We start from the raw sequence: 25,820 nt of genomic DNA on the forward strand, positions 1-25,820 counted from the left end.
CGGCAAGAGGAGAGTGACGGATGCCGAGACTCCCGGCATCCGTCCTCTTCACCAGCTGACCGGCAGCGCCTTGCCCTCGTCGTAGCCGGCGGCGGACTGCAGCCCCACACGGGCGCGGTCGTGGAACTCGGCCACCGTCGAGGCGCCGGCGTAGGTGAAGGAGGACCGCACCCCCGACGTGATCATGTCGAGAAGGTCCTCGAGGCCCGGGCGCAGAGGATCGAGATAGATCCTCGACGACGAGATGCCCTCGGCGAACAGCTCCTTGCGCGCGAGCTCGTACGGGTCGAGGCGTCCGAACCGCTCGTGGACGGCCTTCGTGGACGCCATGCCCCACGACTCCTTGTAGGTGCGCCCGGAGCCGTCGATCTGGAGCTCGCCGGGCGCCTCGATCGTGCCGGCGAACCACGAGCCGATCATGACGGATGCCGCGCCCGCCGCCAGCGCAAGCGCCACGTCGCGCGGGTAGCGCACGCCGCCGTCCGCCCAGACGTGCGCCCCCATGACGTGGGCCGCCTCGGCCGTCTCGAGCACCGCGGAGAACTGCGGTCGCCCGACCGCGGTCATCATGCGGGTGGTGCACATGGCGCCCGGGCCGACGCCGACCTTGAGGATGTCCGCGCCGGCGGTCACCAGGTCGTGGACGCCTTCCGCGCTGACGATGTTGCCCGCGGCGATCGGGATGCCGAGACCGAGGCCGGCGACGACGCGCAGCGCCGCGAGCATCGCCTCCTGGTGTCCGTGGGCGGTGTCGAGGACGAGCACGTCCACGCCCGCGGCGGCGAGGGCCTGGGCCTTGCCGGCCACATCGCCGTTGATGCCGACGGCGGCGGCGACGCTCAGCCGCCCGCCGGCGTCCACTGCGGGGCGGTAGAGGTTCGAGCGCAGGGCGCTGCGGCGCGAGAGCGTCCCGACGAGGTGACCGTGGTGCAGGACGCACACCGTCTCGGCGTCCGCGCCCACGATGAGGTCGAAGGCGTGTCGTGCGCTCTCGACGTCGTCAGCGTCGATCGAGGCCGCGTGACCCCGGGCGAGATCACCCAGTCGGGCATCGGGCAGCGCCGTGCCCAGCCGCTTCGCGGGGACGATCCCCAGGATCTCGTCGATGTGGAGACCCTCGGAGCTCTTCGGCTCGGGCGCCACGACGATGCCGTGGCCGTCCGTCGCCGGCAGCAGACGCGCGGCCTCGCTGACGGTGGCTTCGGGCGGGAGGATGAGCGGGGTGTCCCATGCCACCGGCTGGCTCTTGACCCAGCGGATCGCGGCATCCAGGTCTTGAAGAGGGAGGTCCTGCGGGAGGACGCCCAGCCCGCCCCGGCGCGCGAGGGTCGCCGCCAGACGCGGGCCCGTCACCGAGTTCATGTTGGCCGAGACGATCGGCAGGGTCGCCGGCGTCCCGTCGCCGGGCGCCAGATCGACGTCCAGGCGACTCGTCACGTCGGACCTTCGCGGCACGAGGAAGACGTCCGAATAGGTCAGATCGAGGTCAGGCCGCTCACCGTAGAACTCCACGCATAAAGGTTAGTGATTCTTCGCTGTAGGAATATTGATCGTCATTCATCGGTCAAGGCCCTCGCACGCCAGAGAACGTCAAGCAAGACTGGGATAGGCTTTACAGCCGACGCGCTGGTGTGCAGAATGCCCCGCGCGTTCATGATCTTCACCGAAGAAAGCAGGCGATCCAGCGTGTCGAGCCAGGTGACGGGCCTCGGAGTTTCGAACGAGAAAGAGTTCGGAGCGAACGAATGGCTCGTCGAGGAACTGTACGAGCAGTTCAAGATCGACAGGAACTCCGTGGACAAGGCCTGGTGGCCGATCCTCGAGTCCTACCATTCCGTGAACGAAGCGGCACCGGCCGCTCCGGGCGCACCCGAGCAGGCCGCAGCACCTGCGGCGCCGCAGCAGGCGACCGCTCCGGCAGTCGCCCCCCCATCGGAGCCCCGCGCGGTCACCGCGGCGATCCCCGTGATCGGCGCGCAGCCGGTCGCCCGCACCACGGCCAAGCCCGCATCGAGCGCGCCGATCCCCGCGCAGGCGCCGACGGCGATGCCCTCCACCGGCGAGGCCTCGAGCGAGCAGGATCAGGTCACGGTCCTGCGCGGGATGACGAAGACCCTCGCCGCGAACATGGACGAGTCGCTCAGCGTCCCCACCGCGACGAGCGTGCGCACCGTGCCGGCGAAGCTCATGATCGACAACCGGATCGTGATCAACAACCACATGGCTCGCACCCGCGGCGGCAAGGTGAGCTTCACCCACCTCATCGGCTGGGCGATCATCCGGACGCTCAAGGAGTTCCCGAGCCAGAACGTCTTCTATGCGGAGGTCGACGGCAAGCCCTCGGTCGTCGCACCGGCGCACGTCAACCTCGGGATCGCGATCGACCTGCCCAAGCCCGACGGCACTCGGGCGCTCATGGTCCCCAGCATCAAGCGCGCCGACACGCTGTCGTTCGATGAGTTCCTCGCCTCGTACGAAGACCTCATCGCGCGCACCCGCGGCGGCAAGCTCACCGCCGCCGACTTCCAGGGCACGACCATCTCGCTCACCAACCCGGGCGGCATCGGCACGGTCCACTCGGTCCCGCGCCTCATGAAGGGCCAGGGCTGCATCGTCGGCGCAGGCGCTCTCGAGTACCCGGCCGAGTTCCAGGGGTCGAGTGAGAAGACGCTCGTCGAGCTGGGCATCGGCAAGACCATCACCCTCACCAGCACCTACGACCACCGCGTCATCCAGGGTGCCGGGTCGGGCGAATTCCTCAAGAAGGTGCACGAGCTGCTCATCGGGCAGCGCGGCTTCTACGACGACATCTTCGCCGCGCTGCGCATCCCGTACGCCCCCATCCAGTGGGCCAACGACATCAACGTCGACCTGGCGGAGCGCGTCGACAAGACCGCCCGCGTGCAGGAGCTCATCAACGCATTCCGCGTCCGCGGCCACCTGATGGCCGACATCGACCCGCTCGAGTACGTCCAGCGCCTGCACCCCGACCTCGAGATCGAGAACCACGGCCTCACCTTCTGGGACCTCGACCGCGAGTTCGTCACGAACGGCTTCGGCGGCAAGCGCCTGATGAAGCTGCGCGACATCCTCGGCGTTCTGCGTGACTCCTACTGCCGCACGACCGGCATCGAGTACATGCACATCCAGGACCCTGAGCAGCGCGCCTGGTTCCAGCAGCACGTCGAGCTGAAGTACCAGAAGCCCGGCCACGACGAGCAGCTGCGCATCCTGTCAAAGCTCAACCAGGCCGAGGCGTTCGAGACCTTCCTCCAGACGAAGTACGTCGGGCAGAAGCGCTTCAGCCTCGAGGGCGGCGAGTCGCTCATCCCGCTGCTCGACGAGATCCTCCAGGGGGCCGCACAGGCAGGGCTCGACGGAGCCGCCATCGGCATGGCGCACCGCGGCCGGCTCAACGTCCTCACGAACATCGCCGGCAAGACCTACGGCCAGGTGTTCCGCGAGTTCGAGGGTGCCGTCGCCGTCGGCAGCAAGAGCGGTTCGGGCGACGTGAAGTACCACCTCGGCACCGAGGGCACCTTCGTGGACGACCGCGGCGAAGAGCTCCCGGTGCTCCTCGCCGCGAACCCCTCGCACCTGGAGACCGTCGACGGCGTGCTCGAGGGCATCGTCCGCGCGAAGCAGGACCGCAAGCCCATCGGCACGTTCACGTGGCTTCCGATCCTCGTCCACGGCGATGCGGCCTTCGCGGGCCAGGGCGTCGTCGTCGAGACGCTGCAGATGTCGCAGCTGCGCGGCTACCGGACGGGCGGAACCATCCACGTGGTGGTCAACAACCAGGTCGGCTTCACCACCGTGCCGGGTGACGCCCGCACCTCGATCTACGCGACGGACGCCGCGAAGACCATCCAGGCGCCCATCTTCCACGTGAACGGCGACGACCCCGAGGCCGTCGTCCGCATCGCGCAGCTGGCCTTCGCCTATCGCGAGGAGTTCCACCGGGACGTCGTGATCGACCTCGTCTGCTACCGCCGCCGCGGTCACAACGAGGGCGACGACCCCTCGATGACCCAGCCCCTGATGACGAACCTCATCGAGGCCAAGCGCTCGGTGCGTCGTCTGTACACCGAGGCGCTGGTCGGTCGCGGTGACATCACCGAAGAGGAGTACGACAAGGCGAAGCTGGACTTCCAGAACCGCCTCGAGATCGCCTTCGCAGAGACGCACGCCGCTGAGACGGGCACCCACTCGGTCATCCCCGCCGAGGAGCCGCCCGCCGAGCCTTCCTACGACGTGCCGGAGTCGACGGCGGTCTCCACCGAGATCGTGCACCTCATCGGCGACGCCTTCGTCAACAAGCCGGATGGGTTCACCGTCCACCCCAAGCTGCAGCAGCTGCTCGAGAAGCGCCGCGACATGAGCCGCAACGGCGGCATCGACTGGGGCTTCGGCGAGCTGCTCGCCTTCGGGTCGCTCCTCCTCGAAGGCACGAACGTGCGCCTGGCCGGTCAGGACTCGCGTCGCGGGACCTTCGTCCAGCGCCACTCGGTGCTCCACGACCGCGTCAACGGGCAGGAGTGGATCCCGCTGACGAACCTGGCCGACAGCCAGGGACGCTTCTGGGTCTACGACTCGCTGCTGAGCGAGTACGCGGCCATGGCGTTCGAGTACGGGTACTCGGTCGAGCGCCCCGACTCGCTCGTGCTGTGGGAGGCGCAGTTCGGCGACTTCGCGAACGGCGCCCAGTCGGTCATCGACGAGTACATCTCGGCGGCCGACCAGAAGTGGGCTCAGCAGTCGGGTGTCGTGCTGCTGCTCCCCCACGGCTACGAGGGGCAGGGGCCCGACCACTCCTCGGCGCGCATCGAGCGCTACCTGCAGCTGTGCGCCCAGGACAACATCACGGTCGCGCGCCCGTCGACGCCCGCATCGTACTTCCACCTGCTGCGCCGCCAGGCGTACGCCCGTCCGCGCCGCCCGCTCGTCGTCTTCACTCCGAAGGCCATGCTGCGCCTGCGCGGGGCGACCAGCCCGGTCGAGGACTTCGTGAACACGACGTTCCAGCCCGTGCTGGATGACACCCGGCCCGTCGAGAAGAGCGCGGTCAAGCGCGTGCTTCTCCACTCCGGCAAGATCCACTGGGATCTTCGCGCCGAGCTCGACAAGAACCCGAACCCCGAGATCGCGCTCGTGCGCCTCGAGCAGTTCTACCCGGCCCCGGTCGATGAGCTCAACCGCATCATCGACAGCTACCCGAACGCTCAGCTCTACTGGGTGCAGGACGAGCCCGAGAACCAGGGTGCGTGGCCGTTCATCGCGCTCGAGGTCGTCAAGCACCTGCACGGACGGACGATCCGCCGCGTGTCGCGCAGCGCCGCCGCGTCGCCCGCAACGGGCTCGCCGAAGGTGCACGCCGTCGAGCACGCTCAGCTCATGAAGAAGGCGCTGACTCTCTAGTCAGAGCGTCAGCCGCAGGCCGCGTCGGATCACCGGCGCGGCCTTCGGCGTTTCCGGGTCGCGGGCGCACCGGCTCAGATCGATGCGTCTGCCGCCCGGTCGATGACCGGCTCGACGCCGGCACGTCCGAAGGCGGCGGCCGCAGCATCCGTGGACTCCTCGCGATCGGCCGCGACCAGCCCGAGGCGTGTGCGGCGGTCGAGCAGATCGTCGACCGAGAGGGCGCCCTCAACCGAGACCCCCCACTGCAGCTCCTGCGCGGTGACGCCTCGCGCCGCACCGGGGCCGTCGGGAAGCGCTGCGGCGAACGGCGCCTCGGCTCCGTACCGCCGGACGAGCCGGGCAGGCGCTTCGACCCCCCGCAGGAGGTGCCGCGGCCACGCCCCGACGAGCGGGAGCGTCCGAGTGACGGATGGCCGGGCAGCGGGAAGAATGCGGCGGCGGACCGCTTCGTCGATGCCGTCCTGCGCCATCCGGCGGTAGGTCGTGAGCTTCCCCCCGACCACGCTCAGGAGGCCCGCATCGGATTCGAGGATGGCGTGCCTGCGCGAAAGGTCGCTCGTCTCGTCGTCGTCGTGAGCCGACGTCAGAAGCGGCCGGAGCCCCGCGTACGTGCCGATGACGTCCGCTCTGGTCAGCGGCTCGGCCAGCACCGACCCGACCACCTCCAGCAGCATGTCGATCTCGGCGTCGGTCGCGTGCGGGGTATCCGGGATCGGACCGTCGGCGGGCACGTCGGTCAGCCCGATGTAGGTGCGACCGTGCTGGGTCGGCAGCGTGAAGACGAAGCGGCTGCGTGATCCGGGCACCGGGATGGTGAGCGACACATCCGACCCCCCGAGCCTCGCCGAGTCGATGACGAGATGGGTGCCGCGGCTGGGGCGCAGGCGGATGCCGGGGTCGAGCTCGGCCGTCCACACCCCCGTCGCGCTGACGACGGCCCGCGCGCGGACGCTGAGTTCGCGGCCGGTGAGCGTATCGCGGAGTCGCGCGGACTCACCGGTCGCGTCGACCGCTTCCACGCGCGTGAGGACCGATGCTCCGTAGCCCGCCGCCGTCCGCGCGACGGCGACGACGAGCCGTGCGTCGTCGATGAGCTGTCCGTCCCAGCCCCGCATGGCGCCCCGCAGGTCGTCGCGACGCACGGCCGGAGCCAGCCGGAGGGTCTCGCCGACGCCCACCGGACCCGGCCCGCGGAGCACGGCATCCGGCGTGCCGACGAATCGTCGCAGCCCGTCGCCGAGTCCGTAGCCCGCACCCAGCACCGCGCCCTGCGACAGATGTCCCGGCGCATAGAGCGGCAGCACCTGAGCGAGGGCCCGCGTCAGATGCGGGGCGATCCGCGTGAGCAGCAGGTGCCTCTCGGCGGCGCTCTCGTGGGCGATGCCGAACTGCCCCGAGGCCAGGTAGCGCAGGCCTCCGTGCACGAGCTTGGAGCTCCAGCGGCTCGTGCCGTGGGCGAGATCATGACGCTCGACGAGCACGGTGCGCAGGCCGCGGCTCGCGGCATCGAGTGCGAGTCCGGCCCCCGTGATCCCCCCGCCGATGACAAGGACGTCGATGACGGGATCATCGCCGAGGCGCTCGAGTTCGCGGCGGCGACGATCGGCATCCAGCGCGGAGGAGAAGGGCGTGCGCCCGGCGATGCGCGCGGTCATCGGGAGCTCCCGAGGTAGCCGGCCAGGGCCTTCGTCAGCTCCGCGCGCCATTGATCGTCGTGCAGCCATTCGGCTACGATCGGCGCCGACTGCACTGCGGACTGGGCGATGAGCAGGACCATGGCGGCGAGCGCCGCAGGGTCGCCGCCGCGGACGAAGCCGCGCCCCTGCCCGCGCTCGAGCTGCTGCGCCAGGGCTGCGTGCATCGCGCGCTGGCTCGTGCCGAGGCGCGTGAGGATGTACCGGCCGAACAGCTCGGGATCCGTCGTGCGAATCCGGTCGAGCAGGGGCATCCGCCGCAGGGCGTCCGCGGTGCCGACGAGCAGCGCGACGAGCGCGTCGAGACCGTCCGGGTCCTCCGATGCGGGCGGAAGCGCCGAGAGGACCTCCCGCGTGACCAGCGCCGCGAAGACGGCCTGGGCATCCGGCCAGTAGCGGTACAGCGTCTGGCGCGAGACGCCGGCCCGCCGGGCGATGTCCGATGCCGTGGTGCGGCGCACCCCGTGCGCGAGGAGCTCGGCGAGGGCGGCATCCAGCAGCACCGCCTCCGTCTCGGGGGTCCGCGAAGGTCGCACGTCCATCGGCTCCGGCGCCATGTGACAACCATACATAATGTGTCATACTGTCGCCCATGTCATCGTCGACCCCTCCGCTCGCGATCCCCGCGCCCGCCGGCCGATCGGATTGGGACGCCTGGGGTGACGAGCCGGCCCGGCTGCCTGCCGGTGCGCGTGCACTCGTGGCCGCGGTGCTGCCCGGCAAGGCGCACCCGGTCCCCCGCCGTCCCCGTCCTGCCCTCACGCCGTCCCGCCTGACGGACGACGACCTTGCCGCGCTCGCGTCCGCGGCCGGCCGCGGTGTCGCGACGGCCGACGATGAGGCCCGGCTGCTGCACCTCGGCGGCAAGAGCACTCCCGACCTGCTCGCGCGGCGACTGCACGATGTGCAGACGGCTCCGGATGCTGTCGTCTCGCCCGCCTCGCACGACGACGTGATGGCGACGCTGCGCGTCTGCGGCGAGCGACGCATCGCCGTCGTGCCCTTCGGCGGCGGCACGAGCGTGGTGGGAGGCGTCGACCCGGTGCCGGGCGCCCACGAGCACGTGATCGCCCTGGACCTCGCCCGCACCGCGGCTCTGCTCGACCTCGACGACATCTCGCTGCTCGCGACGTTCGGCGCCGGCACGACCGGCCCCCAGGCCGAGGAGATGCTGCTCGCCCGCGGTTTCACCCTGGGTCATTTCCCGCAGAGCTTCCGCTACGCCTCGCTGGGCGGCTTCGCCGCCACCCGCTCCAGCGGCCAGGCCTCCCGCGGGTACGGGCGATTCGACGACCTCGTGCACGCTCTCCGCGTCGCCGCCCCGGCGGGCGAACTCCACCTCGGACGCGCGCCGGCGAGCGCCGCCGGACCGGATCTCCGGCAGCTCTTCCTCGGGTCCGAGGGCGCCTTCGGCGTGATCACCGAGGTCACCGTGCGCATCCGGCCCGTGCCGGGCGCGACCGCGTACGGAGCGTGGACCTTCCCCGACTTCGAGTCCGGAGCCGCCGCCCTCCGCACCGCGACGCAGCGCGGCATCCGTCCCACGGTCCTGCGGCTGAGCGATGCGTCCGAGACGCGCGTCAACGCGGCCCTCGGCGGCCACGTGACCCGCATGCGCGGCGCCCTCGCGGTGGCCACCTTCGAGGGCGAGACCCACGCCGAGGCCGTGGCGACCCGCGCCGCACTGCACGAGGTGTTCGGCACGCACGGCGGCCGCTCGCGCGGCGAGGAGCCCGCCCGCTCGTGGGAGCGCGGCCGGTTCAACTCGCCCGCATTGCGCGACACGCTCCTGGACATCGGAGTCCTGGCCGAGACGCTCGAGACCGCGGCGACGTGGTCCGTCCTGCCCGGCCTCAAGCGCGCGGTGACCGACGCGCTCACCGCGAGCCTCAGCGACGACGGCTCCAAGCCGATCGTCATGTGCCACATCTCGCACGTCTACCCCGCGGGGGCATCGCTCTACTTCACCGTCGTCGCGGCGCTCACCCCCGAGCCCGCCGCGCAGTGGCAGCGGGCGAAGGATGCCGCCTCCCGCGCCATCGGCACAGCGGGGGGCACCATCACCCACCACCACGCGGTGGGTCGCGATCACCGCCCGTATCTGCAGCAGGAGATCGGCCCGCTGGGGGTCGAGGTGCTTCGCGCCGTGAAGCAGACGCTGGACCCGAGCGGGATCATGAACCCGGGCGTCCTGGTGGCGCCGGCGGATTCACCCGAGGGGTCATCGGCGTCCCGATGAACGTCACCCTCCTCGTGAACCCCGCCGCTCGGTCGGGCGCGCACACCGGAGCCGCGACACGCACGGCGGAGCGGCTGCGCGCGCACGGCATCACCACGACGATCGTGAGCGGCGGAAGCGCCCCAGAATCGGCTGAGCTGCTGCGCACCGCGGTCAGCCTGGGCACCTCGGCGGTCGTCGTGGCGGGCGGCGACGGGACGGTGAGCCTCGCCGTCCAGGCGCTCGCGGGCACCGGCATCCCCCTGGGCATCGTGCCGTCCGGTACCGGCAACGACTTCGCCGCAGCCCTGGGGCTGAAGGGCCTCGACGTCGTCGCGGCGGCCGAGCTCGTCCTCGCGGGGCACACCCGGGCCATCGACGTCGCCCGCATCACGCGCGCCGACGGCAGCACGACGAGTTTCGCCTCCGTGCTCGCGAGCGGCTTCGACTCGAAGGTGAACGACAGAGCCAACGGGATGCGGTGGCCCCGGGGCGGTTCCCGCTACACGATCGCGATCCTCATCGAGTTCCTGCGCCTGCGGGGCATCCCGTTCGAGGTGGAGCTCACTCTCGCGGACGGCACGCGCGAACGGCTCGACGGCGACCTGATCATGGCGACCGTCGGCAATACGAGCATGTACGGCGGCGGCATCCCGATCTGCCCGGATGCCGATCCCGGCGACGGGCTGCTCGACGTGACGCTCGTCCGGCCCGCCGGCCGCCTGCGGCTGGCGCGACTGGTGACGCGCGCCTACAAGGGCACGCACACCACCTTCGCCGAGGTGATCACGCGACGGGTCACCGCCGTGAGACTCGCGTCGCCCGGAGTGACGGCCTATGCCGACGGCGATCCGGTGGGCGCTCTGCCACTTTCGATCGACGTGCTGCCGGGCGCCATCGCGGTGTTCGCGCCACCGACCTGACGGCTGAGCGTCAGTGAGTCGCCTGGACCTCGCGGATGCGGGCGAGCACGACGTCGCGCAGCTCCTCCGGAGCCGCTTCCTTGCACGCGCGAGCTACCACGTCGGTCAGCGTCTGCGCGACGAGCGCCTCGTCACGGCATTCCACGCAGTTCTCGAGGTGCTCGGCGATGTCGGAGTGCTGGGTCTTGCACACCTCGTGACGCAGGTACTCTTCCAGGTCACGCCGCGCCTTCTCACAGCCGCAGTCGGTCATTTCATGCTCCTCGGAGCGGCGGTCTTCCCGCCGCGCTCTTTCGTGGGCGCGGTGTCGATCCCGCGCTCCTTCGCGTAGTCGGCCAGCAGTTCACGAAGCATTCGCCTGCCACGATGCAGACGGCTCATGACCGTGCCGATGGGGGTTTTCATGATGTCGGCGATCTCCTGGTAGGCGAATCCCTCGACATCTGCGAGGTACACCGCCAGCCGGAAATCCTCGGGGATGGACTGCAGCGCATCTTTCACGACGGATGCCGGCATCCGGTCGATCGCCTCCGCTTCGGCCGATCGGCTGCTGGTCGCCGTCGTGGACTCCGCTCCTCCGAGCTGCCAGTCCTCGAGTTCGTCGATCGTGCCCTGATACGGCTCGCGCTGCTTCTTGCGGTAGGTGTTGATGTAGGCGTTGGTGAGGATGCGGTACAGCCACGCCTTGAGATTGGTGCCCTGCGTGAACGTCTTCCAGGACGCGAACGCCTTGACGAAGGTCTCCTGGACGAGGTCGGCGGCATCGGCCGGGTTGCGCGTCATGCGCATGGCGGCCGCGTACAGCTGGTCCATGAAGGGGAGCGCCTGCTCCTCGAACTGGGTGCGCGCATCCGTCTCAGCCGGGGCCTGATCGTTCATCACGCGCCAGTCTATGCCGGGGGCATCCCACGCTTCCTGGGTGCCGATCGCGGCACGATCGAGGGTGGCGATCATGTGCTCCTCTTCGGGGGTTTCGACAATGGCGTTCAGTAGGGTAGAAACCGATGACCGGCGACATGTATTCCCCCTCTGCCCCTCGCTCCCCGCGCGGCCACTGGTCTGCGCCCGCGGCGAGCGGTCCCCTCGAAGCCACGGTCACGGTCCCTGGGTCCAAATCGCTCACCAACCGCGAGCTGATCCTCTCGGCACTGGCCGAGGGTCCGAGCCGCCTGATGAGTCCGCTGCACTCCGAGGACTCGGCCCGGATGATCGAGGCTCTGCAGGCCCTCGGCGCGACGATCACTCCCGAGGAGGGCACCGGCTCGTTCGGCCCCGACCTGCTCGTGACGCCCCGCTGGCCCCTCAACGGCGGCGTCGTCGTCGACTGCGGACAGGCCGGGACGGTCATGCGATTCGTCGCGGCGCTCGCCGGCTTCGCGGCGGGCGAGCTGACCCTCACGGCGCACGAGTCCGCCCTGCATCGTCCGATGGGGGCGATGATCAAGGCCCTGCGGGATGTCGGCACCGACATCGACGACGGCGGCCACTGGGCGCTTCCCTTCACCGTCCGCGGCCACGGCCACGTCCGCGGCGGCGAGATCGTCATCGACGCCAGCGCCTCCAGCCAGTTCGTCTCCGGACTGCTCCTCGCGGCGCCGCGCTTCGATGTGGGGCTGCATCTCATCCACCGCGGCGAGCGGCTGCCGAGCGTGCCGCACATCGACATGACAGTCGAGTCGCTGGCCCACCGTGGCGTGCACGTCGAGCGCCCCGTGCCGGGCGAATGGGTCGTGCCTGCGGGGCCGCTCCGCGGCAAGGACATCGCGATCGAACCGGATCTCTCCAACGCGGCGCCCTTCCTCGCCGCGGCGATGGTGGTCGGCGGATCGGTGTCGGTGACGGGATGGCCCGCCCACTCGACGCAGCCCGGCGCGATGCTGGGCGACATCCTCTCGCTCATGGGCGCGAGGGTCGTGCGTCGAGGCGGAGCGCTCACCGTCAGCGCCGGCGCCAACGGCATCCAGGGGGTCGACCTCGACCTGTCCGCTGCCGGCGAGCTCACTCCCACCATCGTCGGGCTCGCGGCGTTCGCCGACAGCCCGACGACCCTTTACGGCATCGGGCACATCCGCGGTCACGAGACCGACCGCATCGCGGCTCTCGTCGGCGAGCTGCGCAATCTGGGCGGTGAGGCCGAAGAGCTCTCCGACGGCATCCGCATCGTCCCCCGCCCGCTGCACGGCGGACGCTGGCGCGCGCACCACGATCACCGCCTCGCCACGACGGGCGCCCTCGTGGGGCTCGCCGTGCCGGGCGTCGAGATCGACGACATCGGCACGACGGCCAAGACCATGCCGGAGTTCCCTGCGCTGTGGCAGCGCATGGTCGAGGGCGGATCCGGTGACGCGACCTCGCGTCCGGAGGCGATGCGGGCATCGTGAGCTGGCTGGACGACTCCGACGAGGACGACGACGAGTTCGACGAAGCCGACGTCCGGGTCCGTCCCAACCCCAAAGCCAATCGCCCTCGCACGAAGCGCCGCCCGGCGCACAGCGATGCTCAGATCGCCCGCATCCTGGGCGTCGACCGCGGTCGCTACGCCGTGCTCATCGGGGAGGATACGCCCGACGAGCATGAATCGTCCGCGATGCGCGCGCGCGAGCTGCGGAAGCAGCCGATCGTCACCGGCGACCTCGCGCGCGTCGTGGGCGACACGACGGGCGGCGAAGGCACGCTGGGCCGGATCGTCGGAATCGAACCGCGCACGTCACTGCTTCGGCGCAGCGCCGACGACACCGATCAGGTCGAGCGCGTGGTCGTCGCGAACGCCGACCAGATGCTCGTGGTGGTCGCCGCGGCCGACCCTGAGCCTCGGCCCCGGCTCGTCGACCGCTACCTCGTCGCGGCGCTGGATGCCGGCATCCGGACTCTCCTCGTCGTCACCAAGACCGACCTCGCCGATCCGACCTCTTTCCTCAGCCACTTCGAGGGCCTCGATCTCGAGGTCTTCACGAGTGCGCGCGACGAGATGCCCCTCGAGGCGATCGGGGCGTCACTCGTCGGCCACTCCACCGTCTTCGTCGGCCACTCGGGGGTGGGCAAGTCGACCCTGGTGAACGCGCTCGTGCCGACCGCGCTGCGCGCGACGGGCCACGTCAATGTGGTGACCGGCCGCGGCCGGCATACCTCGAGCTCGACGGTCTCGCTGCGCTACCGCGGTGAAGGCGGCAGCGGCTGGGTCATCGACACCCCTGGTGTGCGCTCGTTCGGACTGGGCCACGTCGATCCCGCGAACATCCTGCGCGCCTTCACCGAGCTCGACGAGATCGCCCAGGACTGCCCGCGCGGGTGCACCCATCTTCCGGATGCACCGGACTGCGCGATCATCGAAGCCGTCGCGGAGGGCCGGCTCGGGCCGCGCGGCGCGGCGCGCCTCGACTCACTGCAGCGGCTGCTCGAGACCTTCGCCGATAAAAGCTGACCCATAGGGTGGACGGATGACTGCTGTCCGCCTCGAACCCGGTCGCCTCGCTCCTGCCTTCTCCCTTCTCGACCAGGACGAACGTCCCGTCGCCCTGAAGGAGCTGCGCGGCGGACCGGTGATCCTCTTCTTCTATCCCGAGGCCATGACGCCGGGCTGCACCAAGGAGGCGTGCGACTTCCGAGACAGTCTCGCTCCCCTGCAGGCGGCCGGCTACACGGTGCTGGGCGTCTCGCGGGACGATCCCGAGAAGCTCCGGCGCTTCCGGGAGCGCGACGGACTCACGTACACCCTGCTGAGCGACCCCGACCACAAGGTGCACCTGAAGTACGGCACCTGGGGCGAGAAGCTCAACTACGGCAAGGTCGTCCAGGGCGTCATCCGCTCCACGTTCGTCATCGACGCGAAGGGCCGCATCCAGCACGCCCTCTACAACGTGCGCGCCACCGGCCACGTCGGCCGTCTGCGCACCCTGCTCGACGTCGGCTGACGCCCCGAAGCGTCGTCTACTCGGATGCCTCGCCCGCCGCATCGCGGGCGGCTCGGCGTGCGGCCAGCACGAGCAGCACGAGCACGACGATCGCCGGCACCGCGAGGATGAGCGCGACCAGCGGCTCGGCGTAGGCTCCCGTGGCCGCGCCGATCGCGACGGCGAGGATGAGCACCTGTGCGACCGTGCCACCGGAGCGACCCCACGACTGTCGTCGCCACACCGCCACGGCGAAGGCGACGAGGGCCGCGGCGCCCAGCAGCGTGAGGACGAGCAGCGCCACCGAACTGGCGACCGAGCCCGTGTCTCCCTGCACCAGCGCAGCCAGCTCCCGGAAGACCACGACACCCAGCGCAGCCCCCTCCAGAGCGAGTAGGACCGCGGCGACACGCGAGGGTGTATTCGTTCGCATAAGCAATGTCTCCTCGCGGAAAGCGGCCTCGATTGTTCGATTCCTCCATCCCATGGAGGGAATGCTCAGGCACTTCAACAGAATCAGCAGGTTTCGCATCTTGATCAGACACGGTCCGCCATGGGATCATTGGTGAAGCCGTGTGCTCCCACAGCGAAGTGGGGCGAGCAGTCGCTCGCATCTCCCACAGGGTATCGGACCCGAATCCGGGCTCTGGAATACACCCGACACTCTTCTGTCACAAGGAGCACAACCATGGACTGGCGCGACAAATCCGCCTGCCTCACAGTCGACCCCGAACTGTTCTTCCCGGTAGGGAACACAGGTCCGGCCGTCGACCAGATCGAGAAGGCCAAGGCGGTCTGCGCCCGGTGCACCGTCACCGAGGTATGCCTTCAGTACGCACTCGAGACCGGCCAGGACTCCGGCGTGTGGGGCGGCCTGTCAGAAGACGAGCGCCGCGCGCTCAAGCGCCGCGCGGCCCGGGCACGCCGGGCATCCTGATCGAACTCTGAAGKACGAGGGAAGCCTCCGCCGAGGCATCCCTCGTCCTTCACTTCGTGCTGCGGTCTATGTAGCGCAAGGGGATGTCGATCGTGACCTCCGTGCCGCTGCCCATGATGGTGTGCCAGTCGATCGTTCCGCCCAGCTCGCCCTGAATGAGCGTGCGGACGATCTGCGTGCCGAGCCCTCGGCCCACCTGCCCCTCGGGCAGGCCGGAGCCGGTGTCGCGCACGCGGACGGCAAGGCTCTCTTCGTCGCGCTCGGCAATGATCTCGACATCGCCCTCCTGGCCCGCGAGACCGTGCTCGACCGCGTTGGTGACGAGCTCGGTGATCGCGAGTGCGAGCGGAGTGGCGTATTCGCTCGGGAGCGTCCCGAACCGCCCGGTCGTGCGCGTGCGCGCCCGCGTGTTGGGGGCGGCGGCGACCTCGGCGACGAGCTTGAGCACGCGGCTGAACACCTCGTCGAAGTCGACGTTCTGCGCGAGACCCTCTGACAGGGTGTCGTGGACGACCGCGATCGCCGAGACGCGGCGCATCGCCTGGGTCAGGGCCTCGCGCGCCTCTTCCGTATGCGATCGGCGGGCCTGGATGCGCAGCAGCGACGCCACTGTCTGCAGGTTGTTCTTCACGCGGTGGTGGATCTCGCGGATCGTCGCATCCTTGGTGATGAGCTCCTGCTCCTGGTGGCGGATCTCCGTCACGTCGCGGCACAGCACGATCGCACCGATGCGTGTTCCCCTGTCACGCAGCGGGATCGTGCGCAGGCTCACGGTCACCCCCCGGGAGTCGAGATCCGCACGCCACGGCGCGCGGCCGGTGAGCACGACGGGGAGCGATTCATCGAACTGACGCTTGGCCGGCAGGATGCTCGTCACAACCTCGACGAGCGACTCGCCCTCGAGCTCGTCGTCGAAGCCCAGCCGATTGAAGGCGGAGAGGCCGTTGGGGCTCGCGAATGTCGTGATGCCGTCCGGGTCGAGGCGGATGAGCCCGTCCGATGCGCGAGGTGCTCCACGGCGGGGCGAGGTCGGAGCGGACAGGTCGGGGAATTCGCCCGATGCGATCATGCCGAACAGCTCGTCGGCGCAGTCGTTGAACGTGATCTGCTGGCGAGACGGCGTCCGCGCCTCGCCGAGGTTCGTGTGCCGGGTGAGGACCCCGATGGTCTGCGGCGTGCCGCCCTTGACCGCGCGTGCGATGGGAACTGCGCGCACGCGGGTGGGGGTCTCCTCGAACCAGTCCGGGGAGGCGGAGTCGATGATGCCGCCCGTCTGGAAGGCATCCCGCACCTGCGTGCGCCACTGGGGCCGCACCCGGTCCGACACGATGTCGCGGTAGAACAGCGTGGCGGCCCCACTGGGGCGGGTGTGCGCGACCGCGATGAACGAGTCGTCAGCGGTCGGCACCCAGATGACGATGTCGGCGAAGGCGAGGTCGGCCAGCAGCTGTCCATCGCCGGCCAGACGATGCAGCCACTCGACATCCGCTTCGCTGGACCGGCCTTGGGCATAGACGAGATCGCTGAGGGTCGACACCCACTCAGCCTAGAGGCGACGGCGCGCGGGACGCCTCGGCCCCTCAGGCGGCGGCTCTGGCAGGACGACGGATGCCGCGCCGCGGCGCGCGTGCGCTGAGGCCCGGCGCCGGCGCGATCGCCTCCCCCACGAAGCGGCGGACGGCGAGCGTCAGGGGTGATTTGGGCGCGACCTCGGCGATCGGTCTGGCGGCGAGGATCGCAGCATCCGTCGATCGCGCGTCTGTGGGAAGGAACCAGACGTCCTGCACTCCCCCGAAGCGCTCGAGCGTGCGGCGCACCTGCCCGCGCGCGTCGATGCCCAGGGTGCCCGGGCGAAGTCTGTTGGCGACGACGGCCACGGGTGTGGCACCCACCGTGGCGCGCAGCTCGGCGTGCGCGCGGAGGAACCGCGACATGCCGACAGGATCGGCCGCCGCGACGGCGACCACCAGATCCGCCGTCTCGAGCGCCGCGATCGTCGCCGCATTCCGCCGGGGTCCGTCGAGGTCGCTCACGATCTCCTCGTCGCGCTCGAGCGGGGCTGCGACATCGACGATCGTGTAGTCCGCCCAGTCGCGGCACGCGGCGAGCGCGCCGGCGACGCGCGCCGCGCTGAGCTCGGGCCAACGGGATGGACGGTTCAGGCCGGTGAGGACGTCGACGCCGGAATGACCGAGCGGGGTGGAGATCCGCGCCAGTTCGTGCCGGTCCAGCCCGCCGAGCTGAGCGGTGCGACAGGCCGCGGCGAATCCGGGTCCCTCGTCGGCGAGGCCGAGCTGCAGAGCGATGGAGGGGGCGTGGGTGTCGGCGTCCACCAGCGCGGCTCGCCTGCCGCCCCGCGCCAGCTCCGCCGCGAGCTGGATCGCCACCGTCGTACGCCCCGGGGCGCCCGCAGGGCCCCACACCGCCACCACGCGCGGGTGACGAGGCGCGGAGGGCTCCAGCGGGTGCGGCTGCGGCGACGAGGCGAGCGCGTCCGCCAGGCGCCAGGGCTCGATGTCGAGCGCCCATGGCCCCGCGAGGCCGAAGGAGGCCACCAGCGCTGCATCGGCCTCGCTCGCGACGAGGGGGATGATCCGCACTCCCGCGCGGTCGCACATGCCGACGGCGGCGGCGGTGAGGGTCGCCCGGTCCGACTGCAGCACGACCGTCTCGGCGGCCGCGAGGGCATGCAGGATGCGCTCCGCGTCGTGTCCGGTCTCCTGGTCGGCGGCCACGGATGCGAGAGCCGCTGCCGGGATGGTGGTGACGACCGCCATCCCTTCGCGCTCGAGGCCCGCCATCAGGGCGCTCCCGTGGGGCTCGTCGACGGCGACGAGGATCGTCATCGCGACGCGCCCGCGGTGGGAACGACTGAGAGCGCCGCCTCATCGGCCATGGCGCCCAGCACCGCCGCAACGTCCGCCCGCGGGATGACGACTTCGAGGGATGCCGCACCCCCGCCGATCATCGAGTCATCTCGCGTGACCGAGACGACGGTGGCATCGGCGACGAGGATCCGGGGCGCGTCGTAGGTGCCGCGCTCGAGGAGAGGCGCCTCCCACACCTCCACGACGGACCCCGCCCCCACCGACGCCGGGACTTCGACTGCGCTGTGGAGCACCACCGTCGTGGTGGCGGCGGCCGTGGCGGCGCCGACCGCGCTCTGGGGCACGAGCTCCCCCTCGGTCACCGTGCGCGTCGCGACCAGGCCGGCCTCGAGCGCGTCGGCCGTGAGGTATGCGCCTTGCAGCTGGCCGAGCGATACGTCGACGAGACGGAGGTCATCGTCCGCGACGGCTTCGCCGGGGACGATGGTGCGGGTCGCAGCGAACACCGGCACGGTCTGCCGTGAGGCGGTCACGACGAACCACACCCCGGCCACGGATGCCGCGATCAGCAGGATGCCGAGGAAGAAGCGTGCATCGCCCCAGAAGGCGCGTGGACGCGGGCGTGCGGACTCGATTGCCGTCATGCCACCATCGTCGCTCAGTGCCCGGAATCGGCCGCCCGATTATCCACAAGCGGCCTCGTCCCGGCCCGTGCCCCCCTGTGCGGCAGGGATAATCGGAACATGCCTGACTCACCGGCCTCACGCGTGCGCCAGCTCAGCCCGGCTGAGGCGGCCGAGCTCATCGGCGTGTCGGTCGAGGACGTGATGGAGCTCGTCACGTCCGCGCAGCTGCGCGGTGTCCGGGTCGGCTCGCCGAGTCGCTGGCGGATCGAGGCCGAGTCCGTCGCCCGCTACCTCGACGACCGGGCCGAAGAGGCGCGTGTCATGGCCCTGTGGCGCCAGTCGAACGAAGCCAGCTTCCCCGAGCTGTGGGGCACCGGCCGGATCCGTCACAGCGACTGACACCATATGCTCCACCGGCGGATGCCAGACGGACAGGAATCCGCTCGCGCGCGATCCGGGCTCAGAGCGGCCGCGCCCCGTCGTCGAGCCGGAGCCACAGGATCGCCTCGAACGGGACGAGCCGATAGCCGCTGATGTCCTGCGCGCGTCGAGGAGCGCCAGGCTCGTGCAGCGCCAGGTCGAGGTGGTCCGCTCCGGCGCGATCGATGGTGCCCGCGAACGATCGTCCCCCGGCGAGGTGGAGCGTCACGCCGACGCGGCGTCGCATCAGGTCGCGGAGGGCGAACCCCAGGGTCATCCGCTCGCGAAGCGATGAGGGTGCGACAGCGCGAGCGCTGCGCAGCAGATCGGGATGCGGCATCCCGATGCTCACCATCGCCGAGAGCGGGACGATGAGGGCACCGGTCCGACCTTCCGCCGGCTCCAGTGCCGCCCAGTCGGCGCCCATCCCGCTGACGCGCGCGCGCAGAAGGCTGCCGTCCCGGAGCTCGAATGAGGCCGCAGTCGCCTGACCCTCTTCTGACATCACGGTGAGGCGGTCCCGCAAGGGGACCCGGGAGAGCCGGAGCCGCTCGGTCTCGCTGTCGAGCGCCGCCTTCTCCGCCTCCCACTCGGAGGCGAGCTGATCCTCGAGATCGTCGAAGAATCGGTCCCAGCGCACGCACAGAGGCTAGGGCACGGCGAGGACATGCAGGCGACTTATCCACAGGCCGCTTCCTGAATTCTTCCCCTGAGTCCTGATGTGCTGTAATTCTCCAGATCGTTCCCCCGACGAGATAGGCCAATGATGGCAACGCTGCCCGCGGTCCACCCCCGCCGCTTCACCGACGACCCCTATGAGGACTACTTCGCGCCTCAGCGCACCTCGGCGACCGAGCTTCCCGACCCCGAGCAGTTCCTGCGAAACGTCGCGATCGGCGTCCTCGAGGTGTTCGCGGGCGTGCGCGAGGTCGAGCAGCTGGCACGCTGGGTCACCGAGGACTCGTTCCGCAAGCTCGTCGCCCGGGCCAACCTCGCCGCACGCGCGCGCAGCGCTCGCGGCATCCCGGCCAAGCGGCCGGTGCACACGATCCTCTCGGTGCGTCACTCGGCACCGGCCGATGGCGTCGTGGAGGCTGTCGTCGTGGTGAGCGGCCCTGCCCGCACTCGCGCCCTGGCCATGCGCCTCGAAGGCGTCGACGGTCGCTGGCGCGCGACCTCGCTCGCCCTCCTCTGACCCCCGAACCGGCGGCGGGTCTGCCCCAGCGTTGTGGCAGCCCGCTCGTCTCGTCCTCTGGTCGCGTCGTCAGGACTCCGCGTCGATCAGCGCGAGCAGGGCCTTGAAGGCATCCCGGATCTCGTCGTGGTCGAACTGACCGGCCCGGCTCTCGCCCGCGATCACTCCGCTGCGGTGCACCCGGCGGAAGTCGCCGAACGGAAACGAGTAGGCACCCTTCGTCTCGCGATCCTGGGTCTTGTCGACGCCGAGATGCCAGTGCGCGTACTCGGTCCATCCTGAGCTCTCGATGAATCCGTTCTCCTCGTCAGGTGTGGGCGCCGCCTCAGACCAGGCATCGCGCTCGTCGCGCACGACTTTCCCTTCGCGCACGAGGGAGCGCGCCTGTTTCAGCGCGGGTCGGTTCAACTCGATGGTCATGTCACGACCGTACGCAGCGCTCCGCGCTCGGACGAGGGGGTTGACGGATGCCGGCATCCAGCCGATTTCCGCCGCCGCTGCCGCCAGGGCAACGTGCCCGGCCCGCGGGCGGGAGCGGGGCTATTGCCGGTACGACGACAGGAAGTTGCCGAGCCGCTCGATCGCCTCGGTCAGCACCCGGGCCTCTGGCAGCGTCACGATCCGGACGTGGTCGGGCGTAGGCCAGTTGAATCCCGTTCCGGGCACGAGGAGCACATGCTCAGCCATGAGGAAGTCGAGCACGAGCTTCTGGTCGTCGCGGATCTCGTACACCTCCGGGTCGAACCGGGGGAAGGCGTAGAGCGCGCCCTGCGGCTTGACGCATGAGACTCCGGGAATCGCCTCGAGACCCTCCCACGCGGCATCCCGCTGCTCGTGGAGACGCCCGGACGGCGCGATCAGCGAGTCGATGGACTGGACGCCGGAGAGCGCGGCCTGAACGGCATGCTGTGCGGGGACATTGGGGCAGAGTCGAGTGGACGCCAGGAGCGTGATGCCCTCGAGGAAGCCGGAGGCGTGGCGCTTGGGCCCGGTGATGACCAGCCACCCCGACCGGTAGCCGGCGACGCGATATGTCTTGGAGAGCCCGTTGAACGTCAGGCACAGGAGGTCGGGGGCGATCGTCGCCATCGGGATGTGCTCGGCGTCATCGAACAGGATGCGGTCGTAGATCTCGTCGGCGAGCACCAGGAGCGAGTTCTCCCGCGCGATGTCGGCGAGTCCCTCCAGGATCTCGCGGGTGTAGACGGCACCGGTCGGATTGTTGGGGTTGATGATGACGATCGCCTTGGTGCGTGGGGTCACCTTGGAGCGGATGTCCTCGAGGTCGGGCTGCCAGTCGGCCTCGCTGTCGCACCGGTAATGGACGGGCGTGCCTCCTCCGAGGCTCGTCATGGCAGTCCACAGCGGGTAGTCCGGTGCAGGGATCAGCACCTCGTCACCCTCGTCGAGGAGCGCCTGCATCGTCATGGTGATGAGCTCGGACACGCCGTTGCCGAGGTATACGTCGTCGGGGTGCACCTTCGGAAAGCCCGGAACCTGCTCGTAGCGGTAGACGACGGCACGGCGAGCCGACGCGATGCCCCGGCTCTCGGAGTAGCCGTGCGCGTAGGGCATCGCCTCGATCATGTCGCGCACGATCTGAAACGGAGCCTCGAATCCGAAGGACGCGGGGTTGCCTGTGTTCAGCTTGAGGATCCTGTGACCCTCGGACTCGAGGCGGTCGGCCTCAACCAGAGCCTGACCGCGGATCTCGTACAGGACGTTCTTCAGCTTGCTCGACTGGTCGAGCGTTCGGAGATTCACGGTCGTGCTCATCGGATCAGAATAGCCGCGGCGGCTTCAGTCCAACCGACGACCTGTGGCCCCCTGCTGCCCATGTCCACCGATCTCGCATCCACGTGAGCGCGCAGGAGGCGTGCTCCGGAGCGCGTGGTCGAGACGGCGAGGTTTCGATACGCTCCGCCTTCGGCGGGGCTACTCAACCCGACCCGAGCCGGGTCAACGCGGGCTGCGCTCGCATTGACCCGGCTCGCGTCACTTCTTCTTCTCGGATGCCCGCCGCTGCGCGCGATTCTGCGCGGCCGGCTGACCGGCCGGCGCGGATGCGTCGGTGCGCTGCCCGAAGGCCCCGCGCGGAGCCTCGGCCTGGCGGGTCTGCTGCGGGACGCCATCGGCGGGCGCGGATGCCGCAGCGGCGGCTGCGGCCTGCCGCACGCGCGCCGTCTCCGACTGCTGGACCTGGCCGCGCTCGTTGCGCACCTCGACCTCTCCCGCGTCGTTGGCGGCCGAGTACTGCAGGCGCTGAGCCTCGACGGGAGTGGCGCCCAGGCCCTTCGCCTCGACCTGCGTGACCTCGTCGGCTTCGCCTTCGCCCGCTTTGCGGACCTCGACCTCGAGATTGTAGAGGTAGCCGACGGATTCCTCTTTGATCTGGCCCATCATGGACTGGAACATCTGGTAGCCCTCGCGCTGGTACTCGATCAGCGGGTCGCGCTGTGCCATCGCTCGCAGGCCGATGCCGTCCTTGAGGTAGTCCATCTCGTACAGGTGGTCACGCCAACGACGGTCGAGCACCTGGAGGACCACGCGGCGCTCGAGCTCGCGGGTCGCGGCGTCCCCGAGCGTCTGCTCGCGCTTGTCGTAGGCGATCCGCGCGTCGGACAGGAGTTCGCGCTTGAGGACCTCGGGCGTGATCCGGCCCTTGGCACCCGCTTCGGCCACGACCTCGTCGATCGTCACCGAGACCGGGTAGAGCGTCTTGAGCTCGGCCCAGAGGGCGTCGAAGTCCCAGCTCTCGGTGTGGCCCTTGGAGGTGTGGTCCTCGATGACGGCCGCGATGGCGTCCTCGATGAAGTGCTGCACGCGGTCGGCGATGTCGTCGCCCTGCAGCATGTGACGGCGGTCCGCGTAGATCGCCTCGCGCTGGCGGTTCAGGACGTCGTCGTACTTCAGGACGTTCTTGCGGATCTCGGCGTTGCGCGCCTCGACCTGGGACTGCGCGCTCTTGATCGCACGCGAGACCATCGACGATTCGATGGCCACGTCGTCCGGGAAATTGGTGCGCGCGAGGATCGCCTCGGCGGCACCCGACTGGAACAGCCGCATCAGGTCGTCGGTGAGCGACAGGTAGAACCGGCTCTCTCCCGGGTCGCCCTGGCGGCCGGAGCGACCACGCAGCTGGTTGTCGATTCGCCGCGACTCGTGCCGTTCGGTGCCGAGCACATAGAGCCCGCCGGCGTCGACGACCTTGGAGCCCTCTTCGTCGACGCGGTCGCGCATCGTCTCGTAGACGGCATCCCACTCCGACTCGTACTCGTCCGGGGTGTCGACCGGGTCCAGGCCCTTGGCCTTCATCTCCTGCACCGCGAGGAACTCGGCGTTTCCGCCGAGCATGATGTCCGTGCCTCGACCGGCCATGTTGGTCGCGACGGTCACGGCGCCGAGGCGACCGGCGCGAGCGACGATCTCAGCTTCGCGCGCGTGGTTCTTCGCGTTGAGGACCTCGTGCTTGATGCCCTTCTTCGCGAGGAGCCGCGAGAGGTACTCGCTCTTCTCGACACTGACGGTGCCGACGAGGACCGGCTGGCCGCCCTCGTGGCGCTTCGCGATGTCTTCCACGACCTGGATGAACTTGGCCTGCTCGTTCTTGTAGACGAGGTCGGGCTGGTCCTTGCGGACCATCGGCCGGTTGGTGGGAATGGGGACGACGCCGAGCTGGTAGGTCGACATGAACTCGGCCGCCTCGGTCTCGGCGGTGCCGGTCATGCCCGAGAGCTTCTCGTAGAGGCGGAAGTAGTTCTGCAGCGTGACGGTGGCGAGGGTCTGGTTCTCGGCCTTGACCGGCACCGCCTCCTTCGCCTCGATCGCCTGGTGGATGCCCTCGTTGTAGCGGCGCCCCACCAGGATGCGGCCGGTGTGCTCGTCGACGATCATGACCTCGTCGTTCATCACGACGTAGTCGGTGTCGCGCTTGAACAGCGCGAGAGCCTTGATCGAGTTGTTGAGGAACGAGATGAGAGGAGTGTTCGCCGATTCGTAGAGATTGTCGATGCCGAGGTAGTCCTCGACCTTCTCGATGCCGGGCTCCAGCACGCCGATCGTGCGCTTCTTCTCGTCGACCTCGTAATCGACGCCGACCTCGAGGGTGCGGGCGATCTTGGCGAACTCCATGAACCACCGGTTCGCCTCACCCGACGACGGGCCCGAGATGATGAGCGGGGTGCGAGCCTCGTCGATCAGGATCGAGTCGACCTCGTCGACGATCGCGTAGAAGTGGCCGCGCTGGACGAGGTCCTCCTTGCGCCACGCCATGTTGTCGCGCAGGTAGTCGAAGCCGAACTCGTTGTTCGTCCCGTAGGTGATGTCGGCGTTGTACTGCTCGCGTCGCACCGCGGGCGTCTGGCCCGCGACGATCGTCCCGGTCGTCATGCCGAGGGTGCGGTAGATGCGGCCCATGAGGTCGGCCTGGTACGACGCGAGGAAGTCATTGACCGTGATCACGTGGACGCCCTTGCCGGCGATCGCATTGAGGTAGGCGGGCAGGGTGGCGACGAGCGTCTTTCCCTCACCGGTCTTCATCTCCGCGATGTTGCCCAGGTGAAGAGCCGCACCGCCCATGATCTGCACGTCGTAGTGTCGCTGGCCGAGTGTGCGCTTGGCGGCCTCGCGCACCGCGGCGAACGCCTCCGGCATCAGCTGGTCGAGCGTCGCACCGGCTTCATAGCGGGCGCGCAGCTCGACGGTCTCGCCCTTGAGCTCTTCGTCCGTCAGGTGCGAGTAGTCCTCTTCGAGGGCATTGACGGCCTTCACGACCTGCTGAAGCCGCCGGAGGATGCGTCCCTCACCGGCGCGAAGCAGTTTCTCGAGAGGATTGGCCACGAAGTGTCTCCATCTATACGGTTCCGGGGCGGATGGCACCGGTGCCGCCCGGCGTCCCAGCGCGCAGGCATACGGTGCCATGTTATCCGTCCGTGACTTGAAGGGTGCTGAGCATCCCCGATGTACGCGCCACGGCGGGAACGCGATCCGACGAGCCGCGGTGAGGCATCCGGACGGCACCGCGTCCCGTGCGTAGGCTCCCCAGTGCATACCCGGTATGCAGAAGGAGACTCCATGACGGTGCGCCAGAGCCTGCTCGCGATCCTCGACCAGGGCCCGTGCTACGGCTATCAGCTTCGGGCGGAATTCTCCCGTCGGACCGGCGGCACATGGTCGCTCAACGTGGGGCAGATCTACAACACCCTCGACCGGCTCGAGCGCGACGGCCTCGCCGAGAAGGGCGACCCCGACGACCAGGGTCACGTCTACTGGCGCATCACCGATGCCGGCAGGGCCGATGTGCGGCGCTGGCTCGACTCCCCCCTCGATCGAGGGGCGGGTGCCCGTGACGAGCTGGCGATCAAGCTCGCCGTGGCCGCAACGCTCCCCGGCGTCGAGATGGCCGAGGTGATCCGCGCCCAGCACGCCGCATCCGCCGCGCGCCTCGAGACGCTGCGAAGCCGCGCGCACGACGACCTCGGCGCGGGGCCGGAGCACCTCGCACGGTCGCTCGTGGCGGATGCGCTGGTGTTCTCCGCCGAGGCCGAGCTGCGCTGGCTCGACCATGCCGCCGCACGGATCGCGCGGCATCCGGTGCTCGCTCTCGAACTCTCCGACGAGCGGCCCAAGCGCGGCCGGCCGGCGAGGACCGAGGCGTCCGCGGCCTGAA

23 protein-coding genes are annotated in these 25,820 nt (G+C 69.9%); 10 read left to right on the plus strand and 13 right to left on the minus strand.

Annotation, left to right across the window (positions count from 1 at the left end; translation table 11 throughout):
• Nucleotides 1-48: 48 nt before the first annotated feature.
• Complete coding sequence (guaB1, locus tag AC1DP3_RS06365) at nucleotides 49-1,512, minus strand: GMP reductase (protein WP_477292293.1); 1,464 nt, start codon at nucleotides 1,510-1,512, stop codon at nucleotides 49-51.
• A 174-nt stretch (nucleotides 1,513-1,686) separates the two neighbouring features.
• Here guaB1 and AC1DP3_RS06370 point away from each other — a divergent pair, with 174 nt between their 5' ends.
• Nucleotides 1,687-5,418 carry a multifunctional oxoglutarate decarboxylase/oxoglutarate dehydrogenase thiamine pyrophosphate-binding subunit/dihydrolipoyllysine-residue succinyltransferase subunit gene (locus AC1DP3_RS06370; protein ID WP_477292358.1) on the plus strand — a complete coding sequence of 1,244 codons (3,732 nt, stop codon included), beginning with the start codon at nucleotides 1,687-1,689 and terminating at the stop codon, nucleotides 5,416-5,418.
• Between the two features lie 74 nt (nucleotides 5,419-5,492).
• Here the strand turns inward: AC1DP3_RS06370 and AC1DP3_RS06375 are convergent, their stop codons facing one another.
• Together AC1DP3_RS06375 and AC1DP3_RS06380 are read right to left on the minus strand one after the other, a co-directional pair.
• A complete protein-coding gene (locus AC1DP3_RS06375; protein ID WP_477292294.1) occupies nucleotides 5,493-7,076 on the minus strand; it encodes a glycerol-3-phosphate dehydrogenase/oxidase in 1,584 nt (527 codons plus the stop codon).
• Entirely contained in the window at nucleotides 7,073-7,672 is a 600-nt protein-coding gene (locus AC1DP3_RS06380) for a TetR/AcrR family transcriptional regulator (protein WP_477292295.1), read from the minus strand. The genes AC1DP3_RS06375 and AC1DP3_RS06380 overlap by 4 nt, the downstream gene beginning before the upstream one ends.
• Before the next feature lie 35 nt (nucleotides 7,673-7,707).
• Between AC1DP3_RS06380 and AC1DP3_RS06385 the strand changes: the two genes are divergently transcribed.
• Both AC1DP3_RS06385 and AC1DP3_RS06390 read left to right on the plus strand, forming a co-directional pair.
• The gene (locus tag AC1DP3_RS06385) at nucleotides 7,708-9,354 is read left to right on the plus strand and encodes an FAD-binding oxidoreductase (RefSeq protein WP_477292296.1); all 1,647 of its coding nucleotides are present in this window, start codon (nucleotides 7,708-7,710) and stop codon (nucleotides 9,352-9,354) included.
• A complete protein-coding gene (locus AC1DP3_RS06390; RefSeq protein ID WP_477292297.1) occupies nucleotides 9,351-10,256 on the plus strand; it encodes a diacylglycerol kinase in 906 nt (301 codons plus the stop codon). The genes AC1DP3_RS06385 and AC1DP3_RS06390 overlap by 4 nt, the downstream gene beginning before the upstream one ends.
• A gap of 10 nt (nucleotides 10,257-10,266) precedes the next feature.
• Here AC1DP3_RS06390 and AC1DP3_RS06395 read toward each other — a convergent pair whose 3' ends face one another.
• Nucleotides 10,267-10,509, minus strand: a complete 243-nt coding sequence (locus AC1DP3_RS06395) for an alpha-ketoglutarate decarboxylase (protein ID WP_477292298.1) — start codon at nucleotides 10,507-10,509, stop codon at nucleotides 10,267-10,269.
• Complete coding sequence (locus tag AC1DP3_RS06400) at nucleotides 10,506-11,210, minus strand: sigma-70 family RNA polymerase sigma factor (protein ID WP_477292299.1); 705 nt, start codon at nucleotides 11,208-11,210, stop codon at nucleotides 10,506-10,508. Before AC1DP3_RS06400 ends, AC1DP3_RS06395 begins: the two co-directional genes overlap by 4 nt.
• Nucleotides 11,211-11,260: 50 nt before the next feature.
• Between AC1DP3_RS06400 and aroA the strand changes: the two genes are divergently transcribed.
• From aroA to bcp, 3 genes are read left to right on the plus strand one after another with little or no spacing between them, the layout of a single operon-like run.
• On the plus strand, nucleotides 11,261-12,637 hold the full coding sequence (aroA, locus tag AC1DP3_RS06405) for a 3-phosphoshikimate 1-carboxyvinyltransferase (RefSeq protein ID WP_477292300.1): 1,377 nt from the start codon (nucleotides 11,261-11,263) through the stop codon (nucleotides 12,635-12,637).
• Complete coding sequence (gene rsgA / locus AC1DP3_RS06410) at nucleotides 12,634-13,677, plus strand: ribosome small subunit-dependent GTPase A (protein ID WP_477292301.1); 1,044 nt, start codon at nucleotides 12,634-12,636, stop codon at nucleotides 13,675-13,677. Before aroA ends, rsgA begins: the two co-directional genes overlap by 4 nt.
• Before the next feature lie 16 nt (nucleotides 13,678-13,693).
• Nucleotides 13,694-14,167: a thioredoxin-dependent thiol peroxidase gene (gene bcp, locus AC1DP3_RS06415; protein ID WP_477292302.1), complete on the plus strand. Its 474-nt coding sequence runs from the start codon at nucleotides 13,694-13,696 to the stop codon at nucleotides 14,165-14,167.
• Nucleotides 14,168-14,183: 16 nt separating this feature from the next.
• Here the strand turns inward: bcp and AC1DP3_RS06420 are convergent, their stop codons facing one another.
• The gene (locus tag AC1DP3_RS06420; RefSeq protein ID WP_477292303.1) at nucleotides 14,184-14,579 is read right to left on the minus strand and encodes a histidine kinase; all 396 of its coding nucleotides are present in this window, start codon (nucleotides 14,577-14,579) and stop codon (nucleotides 14,184-14,186) included.
• 255 nt (nucleotides 14,580-14,834) lie between these two features.
• On the opposite strand from AC1DP3_RS06420, the gene AC1DP3_RS06425 reads away from it, so the two are divergent.
• The gene (locus tag AC1DP3_RS06425; protein WP_047542656.1) at nucleotides 14,835-15,083 is read left to right on the plus strand and encodes a WhiB family transcriptional regulator; all 249 of its coding nucleotides are present in this window, start codon (nucleotides 14,835-14,837) and stop codon (nucleotides 15,081-15,083) included.
• Between the two features lie 49 nt (nucleotides 15,084-15,132).
• Here AC1DP3_RS06425 and AC1DP3_RS06430 read toward each other — a convergent pair whose 3' ends face one another.
• From AC1DP3_RS06430 to AC1DP3_RS06440, 3 genes are read right to left on the minus strand one after another with little or no spacing between them, the layout of a single operon-like run.
• Complete coding sequence (locus tag AC1DP3_RS06430) at nucleotides 15,133-16,620, minus strand: sensor histidine kinase (RefSeq protein WP_477292304.1); 1,488 nt, start codon at nucleotides 16,618-16,620, stop codon at nucleotides 15,133-15,135.
• A gap of 43 nt (nucleotides 16,621-16,663) precedes the next feature.
• A complete protein-coding gene (locus tag AC1DP3_RS06435) occupies nucleotides 16,664-17,929 on the minus strand; it encodes a CpaE/TadZ family protein (RefSeq protein ID WP_477292305.1) in 1,266 nt (421 codons plus the stop codon).
• Nucleotides 17,926-18,555 carry an SAF domain-containing protein gene (locus AC1DP3_RS06440; RefSeq protein ID WP_477292306.1) on the minus strand — a complete coding sequence of 210 codons (630 nt, stop codon included), beginning with the start codon at nucleotides 18,553-18,555 and terminating at the stop codon, nucleotides 17,926-17,928. Before AC1DP3_RS06440 ends, AC1DP3_RS06435 begins: the two co-directional genes overlap by 4 nt.
• 99 nt (nucleotides 18,556-18,654) lie before the next feature.
• Here AC1DP3_RS06440 and AC1DP3_RS06445 point away from each other — a divergent pair, with 99 nt between their 5' ends.
• Nucleotides 18,655-18,936, plus strand: coding sequence for a helix-turn-helix domain-containing protein (locus AC1DP3_RS06445; RefSeq protein WP_477292307.1), 282 nt, complete (start codon nucleotides 18,655-18,657; stop codon nucleotides 18,934-18,936).
• Between the two features lie 61 nt (nucleotides 18,937-18,997).
• On the opposite strand, the gene AC1DP3_RS06450 is transcribed toward AC1DP3_RS06445, so the two are convergent.
• Nucleotides 18,998-19,597 carry a hypothetical protein gene (locus tag AC1DP3_RS06450; protein WP_477292308.1) on the minus strand — a complete coding sequence of 200 codons (600 nt, stop codon included), beginning with the start codon at nucleotides 19,595-19,597 and terminating at the stop codon, nucleotides 18,998-19,000.
• Nucleotides 19,598-19,723: 126 nt separating this feature from the next.
• On the opposite strand from AC1DP3_RS06450, the gene AC1DP3_RS06455 reads away from it, so the two are divergent.
• Nucleotides 19,724-20,152, plus strand: a complete 429-nt coding sequence (locus tag AC1DP3_RS06455; protein ID WP_477292309.1) for an Rv3235 family protein — start codon at nucleotides 19,724-19,726, stop codon at nucleotides 20,150-20,152.
• Nucleotides 20,153-20,221: 69 nt separating this feature from the next.
• On the opposite strand, the gene AC1DP3_RS06460 is transcribed toward AC1DP3_RS06455, so the two are convergent.
• The 3 genes from AC1DP3_RS06460 to secA all read right to left on the minus strand — a co-directional run bounded on the left by AC1DP3_RS06460 (nucleotide 20,222) and on the right by secA (nucleotide 24,991).
• Nucleotides 20,222-20,572, minus strand: coding sequence for a hypothetical protein (locus AC1DP3_RS06460; protein WP_477292310.1), 351 nt, complete (start codon nucleotides 20,570-20,572; stop codon nucleotides 20,222-20,224).
• Between the two features lie 120 nt (nucleotides 20,573-20,692).
• Complete coding sequence (locus AC1DP3_RS06465; protein WP_477292359.1) at nucleotides 20,693-21,916, minus strand: pyridoxal phosphate-dependent aminotransferase; 1,224 nt, start codon at nucleotides 21,914-21,916, stop codon at nucleotides 20,693-20,695.
• 231 nt (nucleotides 21,917-22,147) lie between these two features.
• A complete protein-coding gene (gene secA / locus AC1DP3_RS06470) occupies nucleotides 22,148-24,991 on the minus strand; it encodes a preprotein translocase subunit SecA (protein WP_477292311.1) in 2,844 nt (947 codons plus the stop codon).
• A 234-nt stretch (nucleotides 24,992-25,225) separates the two neighbouring features.
• Between secA and AC1DP3_RS06475 the strand changes: the two genes are divergently transcribed.
• Nucleotides 25,226-25,819, plus strand: coding sequence for a PadR family transcriptional regulator (locus tag AC1DP3_RS06475; protein ID WP_477292312.1), 594 nt, complete (start codon nucleotides 25,226-25,228; stop codon nucleotides 25,817-25,819).
• Nucleotide 25,820 lies beyond the last annotated feature (1 nt).

The sequence above is a fragment of the Microbacterium sp. P5_B6 genome (assembly GCF_056400345.1).